At 71.1% G+C, this 17,669-nt stretch carries 18 protein-coding genes and 1 tRNA gene; 13 read left to right on the top strand and 6 right to left on the bottom strand.

Going from position 1 to position 17,669, the window contains the following annotated elements:
- Positions 1–84: 84 nt before the first annotated feature.
- Entirely contained in the window at positions 85–1,515 is a 1,431-nt protein-coding gene (locus tag ACZ2G3_RS12945) for a cobyric acid synthase (RefSeq protein ID WP_470396432.1), read from the bottom strand.
- 72 nt (positions 1,516–1,587) lie between these two features.
- On the opposite strand from ACZ2G3_RS12945, the gene secG reads away from it, so the two are divergent.
- The 3 genes from secG (at position 1,588) to ACZ2G3_RS12960 (ending at position 4,586) form a co-directional block, all read left to right on the top strand.
- The gene (gene secG, locus ACZ2G3_RS12950; RefSeq protein WP_470396433.1) at positions 1,588–2,175 is read left to right on the top strand and encodes a preprotein translocase subunit SecG; all 588 of its coding nucleotides are present in this window, start codon (positions 1,588–1,590) and stop codon (positions 2,173–2,175) included.
- A gap of 168 nt (positions 2,176–2,343) precedes the next feature.
- Positions 2,344–3,987: a CTP synthase gene (locus ACZ2G3_RS12955; RefSeq protein WP_470396434.1), complete on the top strand. Its 1,644-nt coding sequence runs from the start codon at positions 2,344–2,346 to the stop codon at positions 3,985–3,987.
- A gap of 83 nt (positions 3,988–4,070) precedes the next feature.
- The gene (locus tag ACZ2G3_RS12960) at positions 4,071–4,586 is read left to right on the top strand and encodes an MrcB family domain-containing protein (RefSeq protein WP_470396435.1); all 516 of its coding nucleotides are present in this window, start codon (positions 4,071–4,073) and stop codon (positions 4,584–4,586) included.
- A gap of 53 nt (positions 4,587–4,639) precedes the next feature.
- Here the strand turns inward: ACZ2G3_RS12960 and ACZ2G3_RS12965 are convergent.
- The 4 genes from ACZ2G3_RS12965 to ACZ2G3_RS12980 all read right to left on the bottom strand — a co-directional run bounded on the left by ACZ2G3_RS12965 (position 4,640) and on the right by ACZ2G3_RS12980 (position 8,940).
- Positions 4,640–4,715 (bottom strand) — tRNA-Thr (locus ACZ2G3_RS12965).
- A gap of 90 nt (positions 4,716–4,805) precedes the next feature.
- A complete protein-coding gene (locus ACZ2G3_RS12970) occupies positions 4,806–6,653 on the bottom strand; it encodes a heme biosynthesis HemY N-terminal domain-containing protein (RefSeq protein ID WP_470396436.1) in 1,848 nt (615 codons plus the stop codon).
- A gap of 10 nt (positions 6,654–6,663) precedes the next feature.
- Positions 6,664–8,178 (bottom strand): COG4223 family protein, encoded by a 1,515-nt coding sequence (locus ACZ2G3_RS12975; protein WP_470396438.1) that lies wholly within the window; start codon positions 8,176–8,178, stop codon positions 6,664–6,666.
- A gap of 96 nt (positions 8,179–8,274) precedes the next feature.
- Positions 8,275–8,940, bottom strand: a complete 666-nt coding sequence (locus ACZ2G3_RS12980) for a uroporphyrinogen-III synthase (protein WP_470396440.1) — start codon at positions 8,938–8,940, stop codon at positions 8,275–8,277.
- A gap of 65 nt (positions 8,941–9,005) precedes the next feature.
- Between ACZ2G3_RS12980 and tsaD the strand changes: the two genes are divergently transcribed.
- The 9 genes from tsaD (at position 9,006) to truA (ending at position 16,304) form a co-directional block, all read left to right on the top strand.
- A complete protein-coding gene (gene tsaD, locus ACZ2G3_RS12985) occupies positions 9,006–10,073 on the top strand; it encodes a tRNA (adenosine(37)-N6)-threonylcarbamoyltransferase complex transferase subunit TsaD (protein ID WP_470396441.1) in 1,068 nt (355 codons plus the stop codon).
- Positions 10,070–11,008 carry an NAD(P)H-dependent glycerol-3-phosphate dehydrogenase gene (locus ACZ2G3_RS12990; RefSeq protein ID WP_470396443.1) on the top strand — a complete coding sequence of 313 codons (939 nt, stop codon included), beginning with the start codon at positions 10,070–10,072 and terminating at the stop codon, positions 11,006–11,008. The genes tsaD and ACZ2G3_RS12990 overlap by 4 nt, the downstream gene beginning before the upstream one ends.
- Positions 11,008–11,280, top strand: coding sequence for a YciI family protein (locus ACZ2G3_RS12995; protein ID WP_470396445.1), 273 nt, complete (start codon positions 11,008–11,010; stop codon positions 11,278–11,280). The genes ACZ2G3_RS12990 and ACZ2G3_RS12995 overlap by 1 nt, the downstream gene beginning before the upstream one ends.
- Entirely contained in the window at positions 11,280–11,699 is a 420-nt protein-coding gene (locus tag ACZ2G3_RS13000) for an EVE domain-containing protein (RefSeq protein WP_470396446.1), read from the top strand. The genes ACZ2G3_RS12995 and ACZ2G3_RS13000 overlap by 1 nt, the downstream gene beginning before the upstream one ends.
- 233 nt (positions 11,700–11,932) lie before the next feature.
- Complete coding sequence (locus ACZ2G3_RS13005; protein WP_419270275.1) at positions 11,933–12,178, top strand: DUF4170 domain-containing protein; 246 nt, start codon at positions 11,933–11,935, stop codon at positions 12,176–12,178.
- Entirely contained in the window at positions 12,178–13,380 is a 1,203-nt protein-coding gene (locus ACZ2G3_RS13010; protein ID WP_470396447.1) for a 3-deoxy-D-manno-octulosonic acid transferase, read from the top strand. The genes ACZ2G3_RS13005 and ACZ2G3_RS13010 overlap by 1 nt, the downstream gene beginning before the upstream one ends.
- Positions 13,377–14,366, top strand: a complete 990-nt coding sequence (lpxK, locus tag ACZ2G3_RS13015; RefSeq protein WP_470396448.1) for a tetraacyldisaccharide 4'-kinase — start codon at positions 13,377–13,379, stop codon at positions 14,364–14,366. Before ACZ2G3_RS13010 ends, lpxK begins: the two co-directional genes overlap by 4 nt.
- A 145-nt stretch (positions 14,367–14,511) precedes the next feature.
- Positions 14,512–15,501, top strand: coding sequence for a 5-bromo-4-chloroindolyl phosphate hydrolysis family protein (locus ACZ2G3_RS13020; RefSeq protein WP_470396449.1), 990 nt, complete (start codon positions 14,512–14,514; stop codon positions 15,499–15,501).
- Positions 15,501–16,304 carry a tRNA pseudouridine(38-40) synthase TruA gene (gene truA, locus ACZ2G3_RS13025; protein WP_470396450.1) on the top strand — a complete coding sequence of 268 codons (804 nt, stop codon included), beginning with the start codon at positions 15,501–15,503 and terminating at the stop codon, positions 16,302–16,304. The genes ACZ2G3_RS13020 and truA overlap by 1 nt, the downstream gene beginning before the upstream one ends.
- Here truA and ACZ2G3_RS13030 read toward each other — a convergent pair.
- Positions 16,253–17,059, bottom strand: coding sequence for a sugar transferase (locus ACZ2G3_RS13030; protein ID WP_419270284.1), 807 nt, complete (start codon positions 17,057–17,059; stop codon positions 16,253–16,255). The two genes, truA and ACZ2G3_RS13030, sit on opposite strands and share 52 nt — an antisense overlap.
- Positions 17,060–17,212: 153 nt before the next feature.
- On the opposite strand from ACZ2G3_RS13030, the gene ACZ2G3_RS13035 reads away from it, so the two are divergent.
- The gene (locus ACZ2G3_RS13035; protein ID WP_470396451.1) at positions 17,213–17,668 is read left to right on the top strand and encodes a universal stress protein; all 456 of its coding nucleotides are present in this window, start codon (positions 17,213–17,215) and stop codon (positions 17,666–17,668) included.
- Position 17,669 lies beyond the last annotated feature (1 nt).

Below are 17,669 nucleotides of genomic sequence, written 5' to 3' on the forward strand. Positions count from 1 at the left end.
CGCTTTCGTCCAGCACCCGGCGGTCACAAGCGATGCACCAGGCGTGCACAGGACGTACACCGGCAACGCGCGCAGGGTTGACGCTCAGCGCGCAACGGCCAGCAGGGCCTCCACGTCCAGATGCGCCTCCAGGTGGTCGGCCAGGTCCTCCAGCGCGGCCTCGACGCCCGCCTCGAAGCCTGGCTGAGAGGGTGCGCTGAGCCGCGCCAGGAAGGCCGCGCGAAAGCGGTCGTCGGAAAACAGCCCGTGCAGATAGCTGCCCATCACCCGCCCGTCCGGGCTGATCGCGCCGTCCGGCTGGGGCATGTGCCCGAAGGGGCGCGCGCAGTCGGGGCCGTCGGTGCGGCCCATGTGGATCTCGTATCCCGAGACCGGCTGGCCCAGGGCGGTGCCGGTCGCGCGCAGCACGCGCTTGTCGGGCGACATCACGGTCGCCACGTCCAGCAGGCCCAGGCCTGGGACCTGCCCCGCCACCCCGTCGGCGCCCGAGGGGTCGTCGATCACCCGGCCCAGCATCTGGTAGCCGCCGCAGATGCCCAGAAAATGGCCGCCGCGCCGCCTGTGGGCGGCAAGGTCGATGTCCCAGCCCTGCGCGCGCAGGAAGGCCAGGTCGCCCAAGGTCGATTTCGACCCCGGCAGGATCACCAGGTCGGCATCGCCCGGCAGCGCCTGGCCCGCGCCCAGCATGGTCAGCCGCACGCCCGGTTCGGCGGCCAGCGGGTCTAGGTCGTCGAAATTGGCGATGCGCGACAGGGTCAGGCAGACGACATGCAGGCCCTGCCCCCGGCTGGCGCGCAGGTCGACCGCATCCTCGGCCGGCAGGCGATGGGCGCCGGCGAACCAGGGCACCACGCCGAAGCCGCGCCAGCCGGTGCGGTCCTCGATCATCCGGTAGCCGTCGTCGAAAAGGCGCGGGTCGCCGCGGAACTTGTTGATCAGGAAGCCCTGCACCATCGCGGCGTCGCCCGCGTCGATCACCGCCTGGGTGCCGACGATCTGGGCGATCACCCCGCCGCGGTCGATGTCGCCCGCCAGCACCACCGGCACGCCGGCCGCGCGGGCAAAGCCCATGTTGGCGATGTCGCGGGGGCGCAGGTTCACCTCGGCCGGGCTGCCCGCGCCTTCGACGATGACCAGGTCATGGCCGGCCGAGAGGCGGGCGAAGCTGTCCAGCACGCCCTCCAGCAGGCGCGGCTTCAGGCCCTGGTAGTCGCGGGCCTGGGCGCGGCCGATGGCGCGGCCCTGCAGGATCACCTGCGACCCGGTGTCTGTTTCGGGCTTCAGAAGGACGGGGTTCATGTCGGTCACGGGCTCCAGCCCGCAGGCGCGGGCCTGCAGCGCCTGGGCGCGGCCGATCTCTCCGCCGTCGGCCGTCACGGCGGCGTTGTTCGACATGTTCTGCGGCTTGAAGGGGGCGACGGAGAGGCCCCGCCTGCGGGCCGCGCGGCAGAGCCCGGCGACCAGCAGCGACTTTCCGACATTCGAGCCGGTGCCCTGAATCATCACCGCAACCATGGGACACTCTTGCTTGCCATCACCTGCCCGGTTGACTAGATAGGCGCGTCCGCAAATGAAAGGCCGAAAGCCGTGGAAAACGTCATTCTGACCGTCCATCTGATCCTGGCAGTCCTGCTGGCCGGGGTCGTCCTGCTGCAACGCTCCGAAGGGGGCGGGCTGGGCATGGGCGGCGGTGGCGGCGCAGGGGGCGTGATGTCCGGCCGCGCGGCGGCCAATGCGCTGACCCGGCTGACCTGGATCCTGGGCGTGGCGATCTTTGTGACCTCGATCGTGCTGACGGTCCTGGCGGCGCGTCAGGCCACGACCGGGTCGATCATGGACCAGATGGGCGTACCAGCCAGCAGCCAGCCGCAGACGAACCTACCGACGCTGCCGGCCTATGCGCCGCCGCCCTCGACCGGGGGCAACCCGCTGACTCCGCCGGCCCCCGATGCGCCGACGAACGTGGCACCGACAAACGTGGCGCCGGCGGCCGAGGCGCCCGCCGCCGAGGCCCCGGCCGCACCCCTGACCGAGGCGCCGGCTGCCGCCGCACCCGCCGACGTGGTGGCACCGGCAACCACGCCCCTGGCGCCCCCGGCGGCCGCCCCCGCCCCCGCGGCGGATGCGGTCACGCCCCCCGCGGCCCAGGCGCCCGCACCACAGCCCGCCAACTGAGGCTGACACAATAGTTTGGGGCGGCAGTTTTCCCGCCCCACAGGAACTTGCGGTCCGTTGCGACCACGGGGCGAATCGGTTATTCTCCAACTCCCGTGATGCTGGTCGTTTCGACGGCCCGCAGCAGACCTAATTTGCACTTCTCGACTTGCACATCACGGGGGCCTCATGGCGCGATACATCTTCATCACCGGCGGCGTGGTTTCGTCCCTTGGCAAGGGCCTGGCCTCCGCGGCGTTGGGGGCGCTGCTGCAGGCCCGCGGCTTTACCGTGCGTCTGCGCAAGCTGGACCCCTATCTGAACGTTGATCCCGGCACGATGAGCCCTTTCGAGCATGGCGAGGTCTTCGTCACCGATGACGGCGCCGAAACCGACCTGGACCTGGGCCATTACGAGCGCTTCACCGGGGTGGCCGCGCGGCGCACCGACAGCATCAGCAGCGGGCGCGTCTATTCCAACGTGCTGGAAAAGGAACGCCGGGGGGAATACCTGGGCAAGACGATCCAGGTGATCCCGCATGTCACCAACGAGATCAAGGACTTCCTGGCCATCGGCGGCGACGAGGTCGATTTCATGCTGTGCGAGATCGGCGGCACGGTCGGCGACATCGAGGGCCTGCCCTTCTTTGAGGCGATCCGCCAGTTCATCCACGAGCGGCCGCGCGGCGAATGCATCCTGATGCATCTGACGCTGCTGCCCTATCTGGCGGCATCGGGCGAGCTGAAGACCAAGCCCACCCAGCACAGCGTCAAGGAGCTGCAGTCCATCGGTCTGGCGCCCGACGTGCTGGTCTGCCGGTCCGAGCATCCGATCCCGGAAAAGGAACGCGCCAAGATCGCGCTGTTCTGCAACGTGCGCCCGGACGCCGTGATCCCGGCCTATGACCTGAAGACGATCTACGAGGCGCCGCTGGCCTATCACCGTGCGGGCCTGGACCGGGCCGTGCTGGACGCCTTCCGGATCAGCCCCGCCCCGCGCCCCGACCTGTCGCGCTGGGAGGACGTGATGGACCGCCTGCAGAATGCCGAGGGTCAGGTGAACATCGCCGTGGTGGGCAAGTACACGCAGCTGGAGGATGCCTACAAGTCCATCGCCGAGGCGCTGACCCATGGCGGCATGGCCAACCGGGTGCGCGTCAAGGCGGACTGGGTCGACAGCGAGAAGCTGGAGGGCGAGGGCGCGCATCTGCTGGACGGCTATCACGGCATCATCGTGCCCGGCGGCTTTGGCGAGCGCGGGACCGAGGGGATGGTCACCGCCGCCCGCTATGCGCGCGAGAAGAAGGTGCCCTATCTGGGCATCTGCCTGGGGATGCAGATGGCCGTGATCGAGGCCGCGCGCAACTTGGCCCAGATGCCCGACGCGGGGTCCGAGGAGTTCGACCACGAGGCGGGGCAGACGCGGTTCACGCCGGTCGTCTATCACCTGAAGGAATGGGTGCAGGGCAATTATACCGTCCAGCGCAAGGTGGGCGACAACAAGGGCGGCACCATGCGCCTGGGCGCCTATACGGCGGTGCTGAGCGAGGGGTCCAAGATCTCGGACATCTATGGCGGCGTCACCGAGATCGAGGATCGCCATCGCCACCGCTATGAGGTCGATGCCACCTATCGGGTCCAGCTGGAGCAGGCGGGCCTGCGCTTTTCGGGCATGTCGCCCGACGGCAAGCTGCCCGAGGTGGTGGAATATCCCGACCACCCGTGGTTCATCGGCGTGCAGTCGCATCCCGAACTGAAATCGAAGCCCTTTGAGCCGGCGCCGCTGTTCGCGGGCTTCGTGCGCGCCGCGATGGAGGAAGGGCGGCTGGTCTGACCGCGACCCCTCCCCCGCTGCCGCCGCTTGCCGCCGCGCTGTCCCTGACGGCGCGGCGTTATGCGTTCGAGCGCCAGCGGCCCGTGGCGGGCAGCGCCTTTGCGCATTTCTTCCGGCGTGACGTGGCGCAGATGGGGCGCGACCTGATCGAGGCGCGCCCCGAGCGCCTGCTGGTGCGGGCCAGCACCGGGGCACCCGGCTGGGCCAGCGTGCCCTGGCTGGCCTTCTTTGCGCCGCAGGTGACGCGCAGCATGCGGCACGGGCTTTACGTGGTGATCTTTGTCAATGCGCGGGACGAGGCCGTCACCCTGTCGCTGCAGCACGGGGCGGCGGATGCGCTGACCCGGCTGGGGGCGACGGAGGGGCGGGCCCATCTGCGGCAGCTGGCCGCCGCGACGCGGGGGCGCCTGGGGCGCGATCACGGCTTTTCCGAAGATCCCATCTGCCTTGGGTCGCCCGCGGACCTGCCCCTGGGCTATGAGGCGGGATCGGCGCTGAGCCGGTCCTGGGCGGCGGGGGACCTGGAGCTGGCGCGGCTGCCGCAGGCGCTGGAGGGGATGCTGGACCTTTACCGGGGACTGGTCGGGCCGCCGGAATGACAAAGGCCGCCCGGGAAAGGCGGCCAGTCGAGAGCAGAGAGGGTTTACCAACCTGGTGCCGGTGAAGGGACTCGAACCCCCGACCCCATCATTACGAATGACGTGCTCTACCAGCTGAGCTACACCGGCATCAGGTTGTGCGCGGCGGATAGCAGTTTCACCGGGCGGGGGGAAGAGGGGACGGGCGATTTTTTCGCCCCTCCCCGCCCGGCCCTGCGATCAGGACCGGCGCTTTGCCTCGGTCCAGTCTTCGTTGTCGGTCGGTTCGACATCGGGCCGCACCATCACCGCCTCGGCGGTGACTTCGGGGTGGCGTTCCGCCAGCGCGTCCGGCTGCGCGGTCAGGTCCGGGGTCGGAACCGCCTGCGCGGGCATCGCATCTACCGTGGTGGCCTGCGAGGCAGCCATGGCCTGGGCCAGTTCCGGCTCGGGGGTGGCCTGCGGCTCGCTGGCCTTCAGGACGACGGGCTTGGGCACGGGCTTTATGTCAGGCTCGCGCGTGGTCACCGTCGTCGAGGGTTCGCCCGGATGCCGATAGTCGCTTTCGCGCGGCACCATGCCGGGGGCGACATTGGGCTGGTCCAGGTGACGGATCCGGGCACTGCCCTCGGGTTCGGCCGGGCCGGGGGGATGCGGCCGGACAGGTTCGGACAGGTCGGGGGCATCGGCGGCCGGGGCCTTGGGCGATCCGACCAGCAGCGGCAGCATCTCGGCGCCCGTGGGCGTGGTCGAGGCGGTGCTGCGCACCCCGTCGGGCTCGTGCCAGGTCAGCGTGTCGAAGCCGCCGCAGCTGTCACAGACCGGCGCCCAGGCGGGCATGACATTGTGGCACTTGTCGCAGACCCATTGCGGGCCGCGCGAAGCGGTCAGTGCCCGCGTCAGCCAGCCGCGCACCACGCTGTCGTCGGCACCCTGCCCGCGTTCGATCGCGGCCATGATCGACAGCGTCCGCACGGTGGGATGCTTTTCGGCCAGATCGCCCAAGGCGCGCCGCGCGCCGGGGAAATCCTCGGCCGCCAGCATCAACTCGGCCTTGAGCAGGCGGCTTTCCTCGTGATCCGGGTTCTTCGAGATCAGCCGGTCAAAGCGGTTCAGGCGTGCGATCGGCGATTCGTCGGGGACGATCTCGGCATAGGCGGCGGCGACGTCGGGATGCGGGCGCACCGACCAGGTCTTTTCCAGGATGCGCGACGCGTTGCGGTAGTCCTTTTGCGCCACATAGCTGCGGGCGGCCAAAACGGCGGCGGGGATCAGGTCCGGCGATGCCTTGGCGGCCGAGATCGCGGCCTCGCGCGCGCTGATCGAATTGCCCTGGGCCAGCACTTCGCTGGCCTCCTGCAGGGCCAGGACGGCATCGCGGCGCAGCGCCACGTCCTTGGGCATGTCGCCCTGGTTGCGCTTGTCCTTGAGCGTCTGGCGGGCGCCCTTCCAGTCGTGTTCGCGGGTCTGGAGGTCCAGCAGCGTGTCCTGAAGCTCCTTGTGGCGGGGCTTCAGGGCATAGGCCTTTTGCGCCAGCAGCATCGCCTTGTGGGTGTGGCCCATGGCCAGTTCCTGGCGCATCAGGCCGCGGATGCCCACGAAACGGGTGCGGTCATCCTCCAGCAGGTCGCGATAGACGGCCACGGCCTTTTGCGAATCACCCGCCGTTTCGGCGGCCTGGGCGGCCAGAAGATTGGTCAGATGCGGCTGGTTCAGGTATTTTGCGGCCTTGGCGGCCTTGTCCTGCGCCAGCTTGCCTTCGCCGGCGGCGACGGCAAGCATCCCGTCACCCAAGGCGGCATAGCCCTTGCGCTCGCGTGAGCGGGCAAAGTGGCGGTTGATCGCGGTCTCGTCCCCCGCCAGGAAGCGCAGGAAGGCCAGCGCCAGGCCCAGGATCTTGAAGACCACCCAGGCCAGGACCATCAGCACCAGCAGCGCGACCAGCGCCTTGACCGGGGTCAGGGCGTATTCGGTGCCGGCATATTCGATCCGCAGCATATCGCCGTGTTCGGAGAGGTAGACCGCGCCCAGGGCCAGGGCCAGGACGACGGCGAAGAAGAACAGGATCTTGAGCAGCGACAAAAGCATCGGGCGTCCCTCAGTTCGTGCCGGAGGACAGGTCGGACAGTGCCGCCTGTGCCTGGGTATAGGCGGTTGCGCGGGACAGCCAATCGGCCATGGCGGGTGCGGAGCGGGCGGATTCGGGCAGGGCCTCGATCTCGGTCACGGCCTGGTCGATGCGGCCGGCCTCGACCTGGGCATTGGCGCGCGACAGGATGGCGTCGGGGTCGTCGCCCTGGCGCACCTCGACCGAGCGGGCGCCGGTCTGGGCGCGCAGGAAGTTCGTGACCAGGTTGCCCTGCCCGCTGGCGCTGCTGTCGCGCAGGGCGCCACGCAGCGCCGCGCGCGAGGCCTCGGGGAAATCGGCCTGCAGCGAGGTCAGGCTGGGCACTTCGGTCGTCAGCGCCTCGGGCGTCTGGAGACCGGCGCCTTCCAGCGTCTGGCGCGCCTCTTCGGGGGTTACGCCCCGGTCCAGCGCAGATTGAAGTGAGGCGATGGCGGCCACGGCCTCGGCCCGACGGGTGCTTTCGGCGGCGGCGTCCTGCAGCTCCTGCGCCTCGGCGCGGGCGGCTTCCAGGCGCTGTTCGGCGTCGGCGGCGGCGGCTTCGATCTGGCTCTGCGCCTCGGTGGCGGCCTGCTGATCGAACGCGGGGCGGGCGGCCAGTTCCTCAAGCCGCGCCTGCTGTTCATCCAGACGCTGCTGCAGGGCGGTCAGCTGTTCGGCGGCGGCGGCGCGCTCCTCGGCGGCGCCGTCATCGGCGGGCGTCTCTCCGGCGGCGGCCAGACGCTCTTCCAGGGCGGTCAGGCGTTCGGCCATCTCGGCGGAGGCGGCGTCATCGGCGGCAGCGGGACGGGCGGCCAGTTCCTCGGCCACCACGCGGCGCGCGGCCTCTTCGGCGGCCTGTTGCAGGGCGCCATTGTCGGCGGCAGGTGCCGCGGCGGCGGGTGCCTGGTTGGCGGGGCGCCATTCGGGCGGCAGATGCGGCAGCGCATAGATGGTGGCCGCAGCGCCCAGGCCGGCTGCGACCACGCCGCCCAGCGCCACGGGCCAGAAGCCGGTCTTGCGGACCGGCGCAGCCGATTTGGACGTCGAAGTGGTCGAAGAGCTTGCGCCCATGGTGGGCGAGCCGGGTCGGGCGGCATCGGTGGCGCTGGAACTGTGCGCACTGCGGGCCTGATCAACTGCGGAGCCGGAGGCAGCAGTGTCCTTTGGACGATCCTGATTGGCGAAGGGGCCGGTTGCCGCGGTATCCCTGGCAGGTGTTTGATCAGCGGATGCTGCGGTCTCCTTGGCGCGCGTCTGGTCGGGGGCGGCGGGGCCGGCCTTGGGCTGCGCGGGGGGAAGCCCCTTGTCGGCATCGCCCACCAGGGTCGATTCCGCCGGCGTGACCTGTCCGGGCTGTCCGGCCTGGGCGGGCTTGCCGGTGCCAGTTTCCGTGGATGCGATCACGCCGGGCGCGGCGGACGCCTTCTTGGCGGCAGGGGTGGACCCGTCGCTGCCGGTTGTCTTGGCGGCCTTGTCCCCGGCCTGGGTCTTGCTTGGTTGCTTCACGTCCTGTCCCCGTTTCGGTGCCATGCCTGCATGGCCGCCATTCAGCGCGTCCCCGGCAGCCTAATGAGCGATGGCTGCACGCTCAACCCGTCGTCGTCAGCTTTGTTCCGCTGCGACGATCTGCCGGATGGCCTGCCGCATCCCCTCGGCCGAGGGGAGGGCGGACACGGCCTGCCGGGCAGTCGGCGCCTTGAAGGCCTCGCGGGCCGCGTCGCTGATCGCCACCAGCCACAGGGGCGCCCGCGCCTGATCCACCGCGTGCCCCACCAGCCGCGCCGAGCGGGGCGAGAAGACCGGCAGGATCACCGGGTCCCGTCCGGCCAGCAGCGCCGCGGCCTCCTCCGACAGGGGCTGCGCCTGCTGGTCATAGACGACGATGCCCGGCACCGGAAGAGGCCGGGCGAGGTGGCGGCCCTGCGGGTGGATCAGGGGCACGGGCGCGGCACGGATCAGGGGCAGCAGGCTTTCGGCGGTGCCTTCGCCCTCGGTCACGTCGAAACCTGCGGCGCGGGCGACCTGGGCCGTGCGGCCGCCGACGCAGAGCGCCGGACGCCCGCGCCCCGGTCCGGCCGAGCCGACGGCATGGGCCGAGGTGAAGACCAGCCCCGGCGCCGCCGCCAGCCGCGCGCCGTCATGGGGCACCGGGACGATCCGCAGGATGGGCGAGATCACCGCGCGCCAGTTCGGCATCGAGGCCGCGAAACGCCGTGCATCCGGCAGCGGCCGGGTCAGCAGAAGCGGCGGGTGCGGGTCGGCTGGCATTGGCAACTTCCTGCGCGGGTGCTAGGGCCACAGGGGTAAGCGCCACCCCGGACTTGGGCAAGAGCATGGATGATCTGATCTTTCTGGGCATCGAGAGCAGCTGCGACGACACCGCCGCCGCCGTGGTGACGGGGGACCGCCGCATCCTGTCCAGCGTGGTCAGCAGCCAGACCGAGCTGCATGCCGATTTCGGCGGCGTCGTGCCCGAGATCGCCGCCCGCGCCCATGCCGAGCGGCTGGACCTGGCCGTGGAACAGGCGCTGGCCGAGGCCGGGCTGGGCCTGGACGCCCTGTCGGGGATTGCCGTCACGGCCGGGCCGGGGCTGATCGGGGGTGTCATGGCGGGCGTCATGTGCGCCAAGGGGATCGCTGCCGGGACCGGGCTGCCGCTGGTCGGGGTGAACCACCTGGCGGGCCATGCGCTGACGCCGCGTCTGACCGACGGGGTGGATTTTCCCTATCTGATGCTGCTGGTCTCGGGCGGGCATTGCCAGTTCCTGCGCGTGGACGGGCCGGACGACTTCACCCGCCTTGGCGGCACCATCGACGACGCGCCGGGCGAGGCATTCGACAAGATCGCCAAGCTGCTGGCCCTGCCCCAGCCCGGCGGGCCGCATGTGGAGGCCGAGGCTGCGCAGGGCGATCCGGGGCGCATCCCCCTGCCCCGCCCGCTGCTGGACCGGCCCGGCTGCGACATGAGCTTTTCGGGGTTGAAGACCGCCGTGCTGCGCCAGCGCGATGCGCTGATCGCGGATCAGGGGGGCTTGCGGACAGCCGAACGGCGCGACCTGTGCGCGGCCTTTCAGGCGGCGGTGGCCGATGTCCTGGCCGAGAAATCGCGCCGCGCGCTGGCATTGTCGCCGGTGCCGGTGCTGGCCGTGGCGGGGGGTGTCGCCGCCAATCGCCAGATTCGCGCCGCGCTGGAAACGGTCGCCGGTGCCGCCGGGGCGCGTTTCCTGGCGCCGCCCCTGCGGCTTTGCACCGACAACGGCGCGATGATCGCCTGGGCCGGGATCGAGCGGTTCCGCCTGGGCCATCGCGACGGGATGGACCTGTCCGCCCGTCCCCGTTGGCCGCTGGACCGGCGCGCCGCGCCGATGCTGGGCAGCGGCAAGAAGGGCGCCAAGGCATGATCGGCGTCCTGGGCGCGGGCGCCTTTGGCACGGCGCTGGCGGTGGCGCTGACGGCGAACGGGCCGGTGACGCTGTGGGGGCGGCGCATCGACTGGCAGGGCGAGAACCCCCGCCTGCCCGGCGTGACGCTGCCCCAAGGGCTGACCGTGACCGAGGATCTGGAGGCGGCGCTGGCCGCACCGGTCGTGCTGCTGGCGCTGCCGGCGCAGGCGCTGGGCGGGTTTCTGGACGAACATGGCGGGCGGCTGGCGGGCAAGACCCTGGTCAGCACCGCCAAGGGCATCGACCTGACACATCTGACCGGCCCCTCGACCCTGATCGCCGCCGCCTGTCCGCGGGCGACGGTGGCGGTGCTGACCGGGCCGTCATTCGCCGCCGACATCGCGCGCGGGTTGCCGACCGCGCTGACGCTGGCCTGCGCCGATCCGCAGGCGGGCGCGACGCTGCAGCAGGCGCTGTCGACGCCGGTCCTGCGGCTTTACCGCACGACCGACGTGACCGGGGCGGAACTGGGCGGGGCGCTGAAGAACGTGATCGCCATCGCCGCCGGCGCCGTCATGGGCGCGGGCCTGGGCGACAGCGCCCGCGCCGCGATCATCACCCGCGGTTTCGCCGAGATGACGCGCCTGGCCATCCACCTGGGCGCGCGCCCCGAGACGCTGACCGGGCTGTCGGGCCTGGGCGACCTGACGCTGACCTGCACCTCGGGCGGGTCGCGCAACTTCCGCTTTGGCCGGGCGCTGGGCGCGGGGCTGGAGTTCGACGCCGCCACCACGGTCGAGGGGGCGGCCACCGCCCGCGCCCTGGCCCGCATGGCCGCCCGCGACGGGCTGGACCTGCCCATCGCCGGCATGGTCGCCCGCCTTGCCGAGGGCCGCGTTTCGGTGGAAAAGGCCATGGACCATCTGCTGAGCCGTCCCCTGAAGGAGGAATGATGCCCCTGTTCGCCGTGATCTGCCGGGACAAGCCCGGCGCGCTGCAAATCCGCCTGGACACGCGCGACGCGCATCTGGCCCATATCCGCGACAGCGGCATCGTGGCCATGGCCGGCCCGCTGATCGAGGAGGGCGAGATGCGGGGATCGCTGGTGATCCTGGAGGCCGCCGACCTGGACGCGGCGCGGGCCTGGGCCGCGGCGGACCCCTACAAGGCGGCGGGGCTGTTCGCCTCGACCGAGATCACCGAATGGAAGAAGGTGATCGGCTGATGGCCTTCTGGCTGTTCAAGTCCGAGCCCGACGTCTTTGGCTGGGACGACCTGGTGGCCAGGGGCGCGGCCGGCGAGGAATGGGACGGGGTGCGCAGCTATCAGGCGCGCAACATGATGCGGGCCATGAAGGTTGGCGACCTGGGCCTGTTCTATCATTCCAACATCGGCAAGGAGGCCGTGGGCATCTGCGAGGTCATCGCCCTGTCCCATCCCGACAGCACGTCGCCCGACCCGAAATGGGACTGCGTGGATGTGCGCGCGGTGCGCAAGCTGCCCCGCGCCGTCAGCCTGGACGAGGCCAAGGCCGAGCCGCGGCTGAAGGACATGGTGCTGGTCAACAACACCCGCCTGTCGGTGCAGCCGGTGACCGAGGCCGAATGGGCCGTCATCATGGAACTGTCGGGCGACCGGGGCTGACGGTGCACCGACGGGCCAAGGGGCACGCGCCCGGCCTGCCCGCCGCGCGCGTCCCCTGCGGCGGGCAGACCCCGCACCCGCCCTGCCGTTCCGGCCTTCTGGCCTCGGTGCAAGGCTAGCCGCCGGCGGAGGGGGGTGGCAAAGCCGAAACCTGTCGATTTTTAGCCATCCCCGCTTCATCTTCGGCCCGCCGCGCGCTAGGTTTGCGGCCATTCCGACAGCCAGGAGGTCACATGAGCCAACGCCTGCATCTCGTCTTCGGGGGCGAGCTGGTCGATCCGCAGGGAACCCAGTTCCGCGACACCAAGGACATCCACATGGTGGGGATCTTTCCCAATTACGAAACCGCCTTTGCCGCCTGGAAGGCCGAGGCGCAGCGGACCGTGGACAGCGCCCATACCCGCTATTTCATCGCCCACTTGCACCGCCTGCGCGACGAGCAGCGCGAGGTCAGCCCGACCGAGGAACTGGGCAGCTGATGGCAGGGGCGGGGCTGGGCCAGCTGGGGCTGTGGCTGCATCTGCGCGGCCGCCGCGGCGAGGACCCGGCCCTGCCCGCCATTCCCGCGGGCGAGGGTCCCGCGCTGGTCCTGCATGTCTCGGGCGATGCGCTGCAGGCCGAGGCGCAGGTGTTGCGCCGCCTGGCGCGTAGCCGGTCGGACCTGCGCGTGATCCGGCTGGCCCCGGAGGCGGCCGGGACCCCGGACCTGGCCCATGATCCCGCCCGGGCGGGACGGCTGCTGGACCGGGCGCGGCCGCGGGCCCTGCTGCTGCTGGGATCGGACCTGCCGCCGGCGCTGATCGCTGCGGCGCAGGCGCGGCAGATCCCGATGGTCCTGGCGGAATTCCGGCTGGACCGCAGCGCCCTGGCCTGGGGGATGGGCGCCAGCATGCGCCGGCAGCTTTTGTCGCATATGGCGGCGATCCTGCTGCGCGATGCCGCCAGCCACCAGATCGCCCGCCGCATGGGCCTGCCCGCTGCGCGGCTGCTGATGACCGGGCCGGTCTCCGAGATCCGCGAGCCGCTTTACTGTTCCGAGACCGAGCGCGTGTCGATGGCCCAGCAGATGAACGGCCGCCATGCCTGGTTCGCGGCCAGCCTGCCCCAGTCCGAGGAGGCCGCCGTTCTGGCCGCCCACGAGGCCGCGCTGCGCCATTCCCACCGCGCGCTGCTGATCCTGGCGCCGCGCGAGACGTCCCGCATCGACGCCCTGGCCGCCCTGATCGAGGCCGGCGGCCTGACCGTCGCCCGCCGCAGCGAGGACGAGGATTTCGGCGACGAGGTTCAGGTGCTGCTGACCGACGGCCCGACCGAGATGGGCCTGTGGTACCGGCTGGCGCCCGTCAGCTTTGTGGGCGGGACGCTGGAGGGCGAGGACCCGGCCATGCGCCACCCGTTCGAGCCGGCGGGGCTTGGTTCGGCCATCGTGCATGGGCCCCAGCCCGGCCCCTATGCCACCGAATGGCAGCATCTGGACGGAGCCCATGCGGCCCGGCAGGTCCGCAGCCCCGAGGAGCTGGCCCAGGCCATCACCGAACTGACCCAGCCCGAGCTGATCGCAGCCCTGGCCAGCAATGCCTGGAAGGTCAGCACCGGCGGCGCCGAGGTGGCGATCCGCATCGCCGAACAGGTGCTGCGGGCGCTGGACCGTCCTGCCCGCGCCGGAAAGGTCCCGGCATGAAGCGCGCGCCCGGCTTCTGGTTCCGGCGCCCGCCGACGCTGCGCGCCCGCCTGCTGGCGCCTTTGGGAGCCGCCTATGCCCGCGCCACGGCCCGGCGGCTGGCGCAGGGGGCCCGCGCCCGGGTGGGCGTGCCGGTGATCTGCGTGGGGAACCTCAATGCGGGCGGGACCGGCAAGACGCCCACGGTGATCCATCTGCAGATGATGCTGGCCGGGCGCGGGATCGCCGCCCATGTCGTGTCGCGCGGCTACGGCGGCAGCGCCAAGGGGCCGCTGCAGGTCGATGAGCGGCGCCACGAGGCGGCCCTGACCGGGGACGAGCCGCTGTTGATGGCGGCCTTTGGGCCGGTCTGGGTGTCGGACGACCGGCTGGCGGGCGCGCGGGCGGCGGTGGCGGCGGGGGCGCAGGCGATCATCCTGGACGATGGTTTCCAGGATCCGGCGCTGGCGCATGACCTGGGGCTGGTGGTGGTCGATGCCGCCAAGGGTTTCGGCAACGGGCTGTGCCTGCCGGCAGGGCCGCTGCGCGAACCGGTGGGGGCGGGCCTGGCGCGGGCAGACCTGCTGCTGTCGATCGGGTCCGAGGCCGCGCAGGCGGGCTTTGGTCCGCCCCCGGACGCGCCCCCGCATCTGCGCGGACGGCTGGCGCCCCTGCAGATGGGGTTCGACTGGCGCGGCCACCGGGTTCTGGCCTTTGCGGGGATCGGGCATCCGGAAAAGTTCTTCGGCACCCTGCGCGACCTGGGCGCCGAGCTGGTCCGCGCCGAGCCGCTGGAGGATCACCAGCCCTTCACGCAGGCCCTGCTGACCCGGCTGGAGACCGAGGCGCGGATGCTGCGCGCGCAGCTGGTCACCACGGAAAAGGACGCGGCCCGCCTGCCCCGCGCCTTTCGGCCCAAGGTCATGGCCCTGCCCGTGCGGCTGGCGCTGGCCGATGACGGGCCGCTGGTGGCTGCCCTGGACCGGCTGTTTCCGCGCGCCGTTTGAATTCCGCCCGGCGATGCCGATATATGGCGCTGAACCGCCGAAAGGACGCCCATGTCACGCAATGCCCGATCGAGGCTCAGCTTTTACCTGCTGCTGCTGCTGACGCTTTATGCCTCGCTTGCGGGCGCGGGCTGAGGGGTCGGGCATGTCGCAACGTTTCGGAGGCCGATTTTCACCCGAGGCCGGGGCGGGCCGCGCCCTGCCGCCGCGCGCCGAACTGCCGCCCACCCCGCGCCACCCGCATGAGGGACGGCCGAAATGGATCACCTTGGCCGCGACGCCCTTTCTGCTGGGCGCGTTCTTCCAGGGCGCGACCGGCATGGTCACCGACCTTGCGGCCTTTGGGCTGGTGGCCAGCGGCATGTGGATGACCCGCGAGGGGCTGGTCGCGCAGGCCGCCTTCGAGGCGCGGCGCATCGCCCGCCGCCCGGCCATCCCGCGCAAGCTGTTCGGCGGGCTGCTGGCGGGCTTGGGGGTCGGCCTGGGTGCCGCGGAACCCGGGGTCTGGGCCGAGGCCGGGATGATCGGCGCGGCGGGACTGGCGCTGCACCAGCTGTCCTTCGGGGCCGATCCCTGGCGCGACAAGGGCCGCGAGGGGATCGACGGCTTTCAGCAGGACCGCGCGCAGCGGATGATCGAGGAGGCCGAGACGCATCTGGCGCAGATGAAGGACGCGATCCTGCGCGCGGGCGACCGGCGGCTGGAGGCGCGCGTCCAGATGTTCGCGGCCAGCGTGCAGCATCTGTTCGATCGGGTGCGGGACAACCCGGGCGGTCTGGCCTCGGCCCGGCGCTATCTGGGGGTCTATCTGCTGGGCGCGCGGGATGCGACGATCCGCTTTGCCGATCTTTACGCCCAGACCCGGGATGCCGGGGCGCGGCGGGCCTATGAAGAGTTCCTGAACGATCTGGAGAAGGATTTCATCGCCCGCGCCGACCGTCTGCTGGATGGCGACCGAGAGGCGCTGGACATCGAGATGTCGGTCCTGCGCGAGCGTCTGGCCCGCGAAGGGCTGACCGGGGCCGCGACCCGCGTTGCGGCCGAGGATCGCCCCGCCCTGCAAAGCCAGGAGGCCCAGACGCTGGACGACCTGCTGAAGATGCCCTTTCCCGGCCAGAAGGTCCCGCGCGACTGATGCCCCGTTTCGCGTTGCAGGTGGAATATGACGGCGCGCCCTTTGCCGGATGGCAGGCGCAGGCCGACCAGCCCTCGGTCCAGGGGGCGATCGAGGCGGCGCTGGCGCGGCTGGATCCGGGCTTTGCCGCCGGCGCCCGGATCGCCGCGGCCGGGCGCACCGATGCGGGCGTCCATGCCACGGGCCAGGTGGCCCATGCGGACCTGGCGCGGGACTGGGACCCGTTTCGCCTTGGCGAGGCGCTGAACTGGCACCTGAAGCCAGCTCCGGTGGCGATCCTGCAGGCCGGGCGGGTGGAGGCCGACTTCCATGCCCGCTTTTTCGCGACCGAGCGGCGCTATCTGTTCCGGCTGGTAGCGCGACGCGCGCCGCTGACGCATGGGCGCGGGCAGGTCTGGCAGGTGCTGAACCCGCTGGACCTGGAGGCGATGCGCAAAGGCGCGGCGCATCTGGTGGGGCACCATGATTTCACGACCTTCCGGTCGTCGATCTGCCAGGCGAAAAGCCCGGTAAAATCGCTGGACTGCATCGAGATCACCGAACACGAGATTCCGCAGGGCCGGGAATACCGCTTTGTCCTGCGGGCGCGGTCCTTTCTGCACAACCAGGTCCGCAGCATCGTCGGCACGCTGGAGCGCGTCGGCGCGGGATCATGGGCGCCGGGGCGCGTGGCCGAGGCCCTGGCGGCCCGCGACCGCGCCGCCTGCGGCCCGGTCTGCCCGCCGCAGGGTCTCTACCTGACGGGGGTGGGTTATCCCTGCGATCCGTTCCGGGCGCCGCGGGAGGCCGGCAGCGGCGGATAGGCGGCGGGGTTGCGGCGGCGGCGGGGCCGTTCGTCGCGGCGCGAGATGACGATCTTGAGCGTGTGCCACAGGATCCACAGGTCCAGCCGCATGTTCCGGTGGCGCTGATAGATCAGGTCGATCTTCAGCTTGGCAGGCAGGCAGCGGCGGTAATAGGCGGCCTCGGTTGCCGCGGCGGATTTGCAGCGGGCCAAGATGCGATCCTCGTGCCGGTGATAGATCAGCGTCGCAAGGCCGGTGACGCCGGGGCGGCTTTGCAGGACCTGGGCATAGACGGCCGGGAAGCGTTCGACATATTCGCGCAGGGGCGGTCGGGGGCCCACGAAGCTCATGTCGCCCTTGAGGATGTTGAAGAGCTGCGGCAGCTCGTCGATGCGCGAGCGGCGCATGAAGCGCCCGAGGGGCGTGATACGCCAGTTCTTGTGCGCACCTGTGGCGCCGAAGTCCTGTTCCTCGCACAGCATGGTGCGGAACTTCCACTGGGTGAAGGGCTGGTTCGGCCCGCGCATCCGGTGCGCCGCATAGAAGATCGGTCGCCCCTGCGCCACCAGCAGGATGCCCGCCATGGCCAGCATCACCAGCGCGACAGGGGGCAGCAGCAGCAGGGACAGGACGATGTCGAAGACCCGCTTGGACAGGGGCATCGGCTTGACGCCGGGGGCGCTGGCCTGACCCATGAACCAGGCCATCTTGGGCGAGGTCAGCGCCGCCAGCCCGGCCGCGTCGGTCTTGTCCCAGTCCTGGTGGATCGTCACGACGCCATCCGCTGTGCAGTTATAGGTCCTTCTTGGCGGCTAACACATGTGCACGGCATTGGGAACAGGTGGGGCATGCAAAGGGTGCAATCACTTGCGCCCCCATGGCAGTTCGGCCACTCTGCGCCGAGCGAAACAGCCACAAGCGGGAACATGCGCAAATTTCTGGTCCTTCTGGACGACAGCAAGGAATGCCTCAACGCGATGCGCTTTGCGGCGATGCGGGCGGCGCGCACGCAGGGCGGCGTGGTGATCCTGTCGGTCATCCCCGCGGACGAGATCCAGCACGGCTTTGGCGTGGCCGAGGTCATGCGCGCCGAGGCCCGCGAGCGGATCGAGGCGCATTTCGAGGTCTTTGCCAAGTGGATGCGGTCCCGGCCCGGCATCGAGCCCGACCTGGTCATCCGCGAGGGCGATCCGGCCGAGGAGCTGCTGGCGCAGATCGCCGATGACGGCGAGATCGGCGTCGTGGTGCTGGGCCTCAGCGCCGAGAAGAGCGGCCAGAACCCGGTCCTCACGCGGCTGCTGCGCGACCCGACGGCGCTGCCCTGCCCGATCACCCTGGTGCCGGGCGACCTGTCCAAGGACCGGCTGGACGCGATCACCTGAG

It is taken from the genome of Paracoccus sp. KKT209 (assembly GCF_055635455.1).

Bases quoted from the DNA above. Each gene is read 5' to 3' on its own strand.
- ACZ2G3_RS13000 (WP_470396446.1), top strand. From the start codon at position 11,280: ATGGCCTTCTGGCTGTTCAAGTCCGAGCCCGACGTCTTTGGCTGGGAC.
- lpxK (WP_470396448.1), top strand. From the start codon at position 13,377: ATGAAGCGCGCGCCCGGCTTCTGGTTCCGGCGCCCGCCGACGCTGCGC.
- ACZ2G3_RS12955 (WP_470396434.1), top strand. From the start codon at position 2,344: ATGGCGCGATACATCTTCATCACCGGCGGCGTGGTTTCGTCCCTTGGC.
- ACZ2G3_RS12995 (WP_470396445.1), top strand. From the start codon at position 11,008: ATGCCCCTGTTCGCCGTGATCTGCCGGGACAAGCCCGGCGCGCTGCAA.
- truA (WP_470396450.1), top strand. From the start codon at position 15,501: ATGCCCCGTTTCGCGTTGCAGGTGGAATATGACGGCGCGCCCTTTGCC.
- ACZ2G3_RS12990 (WP_470396443.1), top strand. From the start codon at position 10,070: ATGATCGGCGTCCTGGGCGCGGGCGCCTTTGGCACGGCGCTGGCGGTG.
- ACZ2G3_RS13010 (WP_470396447.1), top strand. From the start codon at position 12,178: ATGGCAGGGGCGGGGCTGGGCCAGCTGGGGCTGTGGCTGCATCTGCGC.
- ACZ2G3_RS13005 (WP_419270275.1), top strand. From the start codon at position 11,933: ATGAGCCAACGCCTGCATCTCGTCTTCGGGGGCGAGCTGGTCGATCCG.
- ACZ2G3_RS13020 (WP_470396449.1), top strand. From the start codon at position 14,512: ATGTCGCAACGTTTCGGAGGCCGATTTTCACCCGAGGCCGGGGCGGGC.
- ACZ2G3_RS12980 (WP_470396440.1), bottom strand. From the start codon at position 8,940: ATGCCAGCCGACCCGCACCCGCCGCTTCTGCTGACCCGGCCGCTGCCG.
- ACZ2G3_RS12970 (WP_470396436.1), bottom strand. From the start codon at position 6,653: ATGCTTTTGTCGCTGCTCAAGATCCTGTTCTTCTTCGCCGTCGTCCTG.
- ACZ2G3_RS13035 (WP_470396451.1), top strand. From the start codon at position 17,213: ATGCGCAAATTTCTGGTCCTTCTGGACGACAGCAAGGAATGCCTCAAC.
- ACZ2G3_RS12945 (WP_470396432.1), bottom strand. From the start codon at position 1,515: ATGGTTGCGGTGATGATTCAGGGCACCGGCTCGAATGTCGGAAAGTCG.
- tsaD (WP_470396441.1), top strand. From the start codon at position 9,006: ATGGATGATCTGATCTTTCTGGGCATCGAGAGCAGCTGCGACGACACC.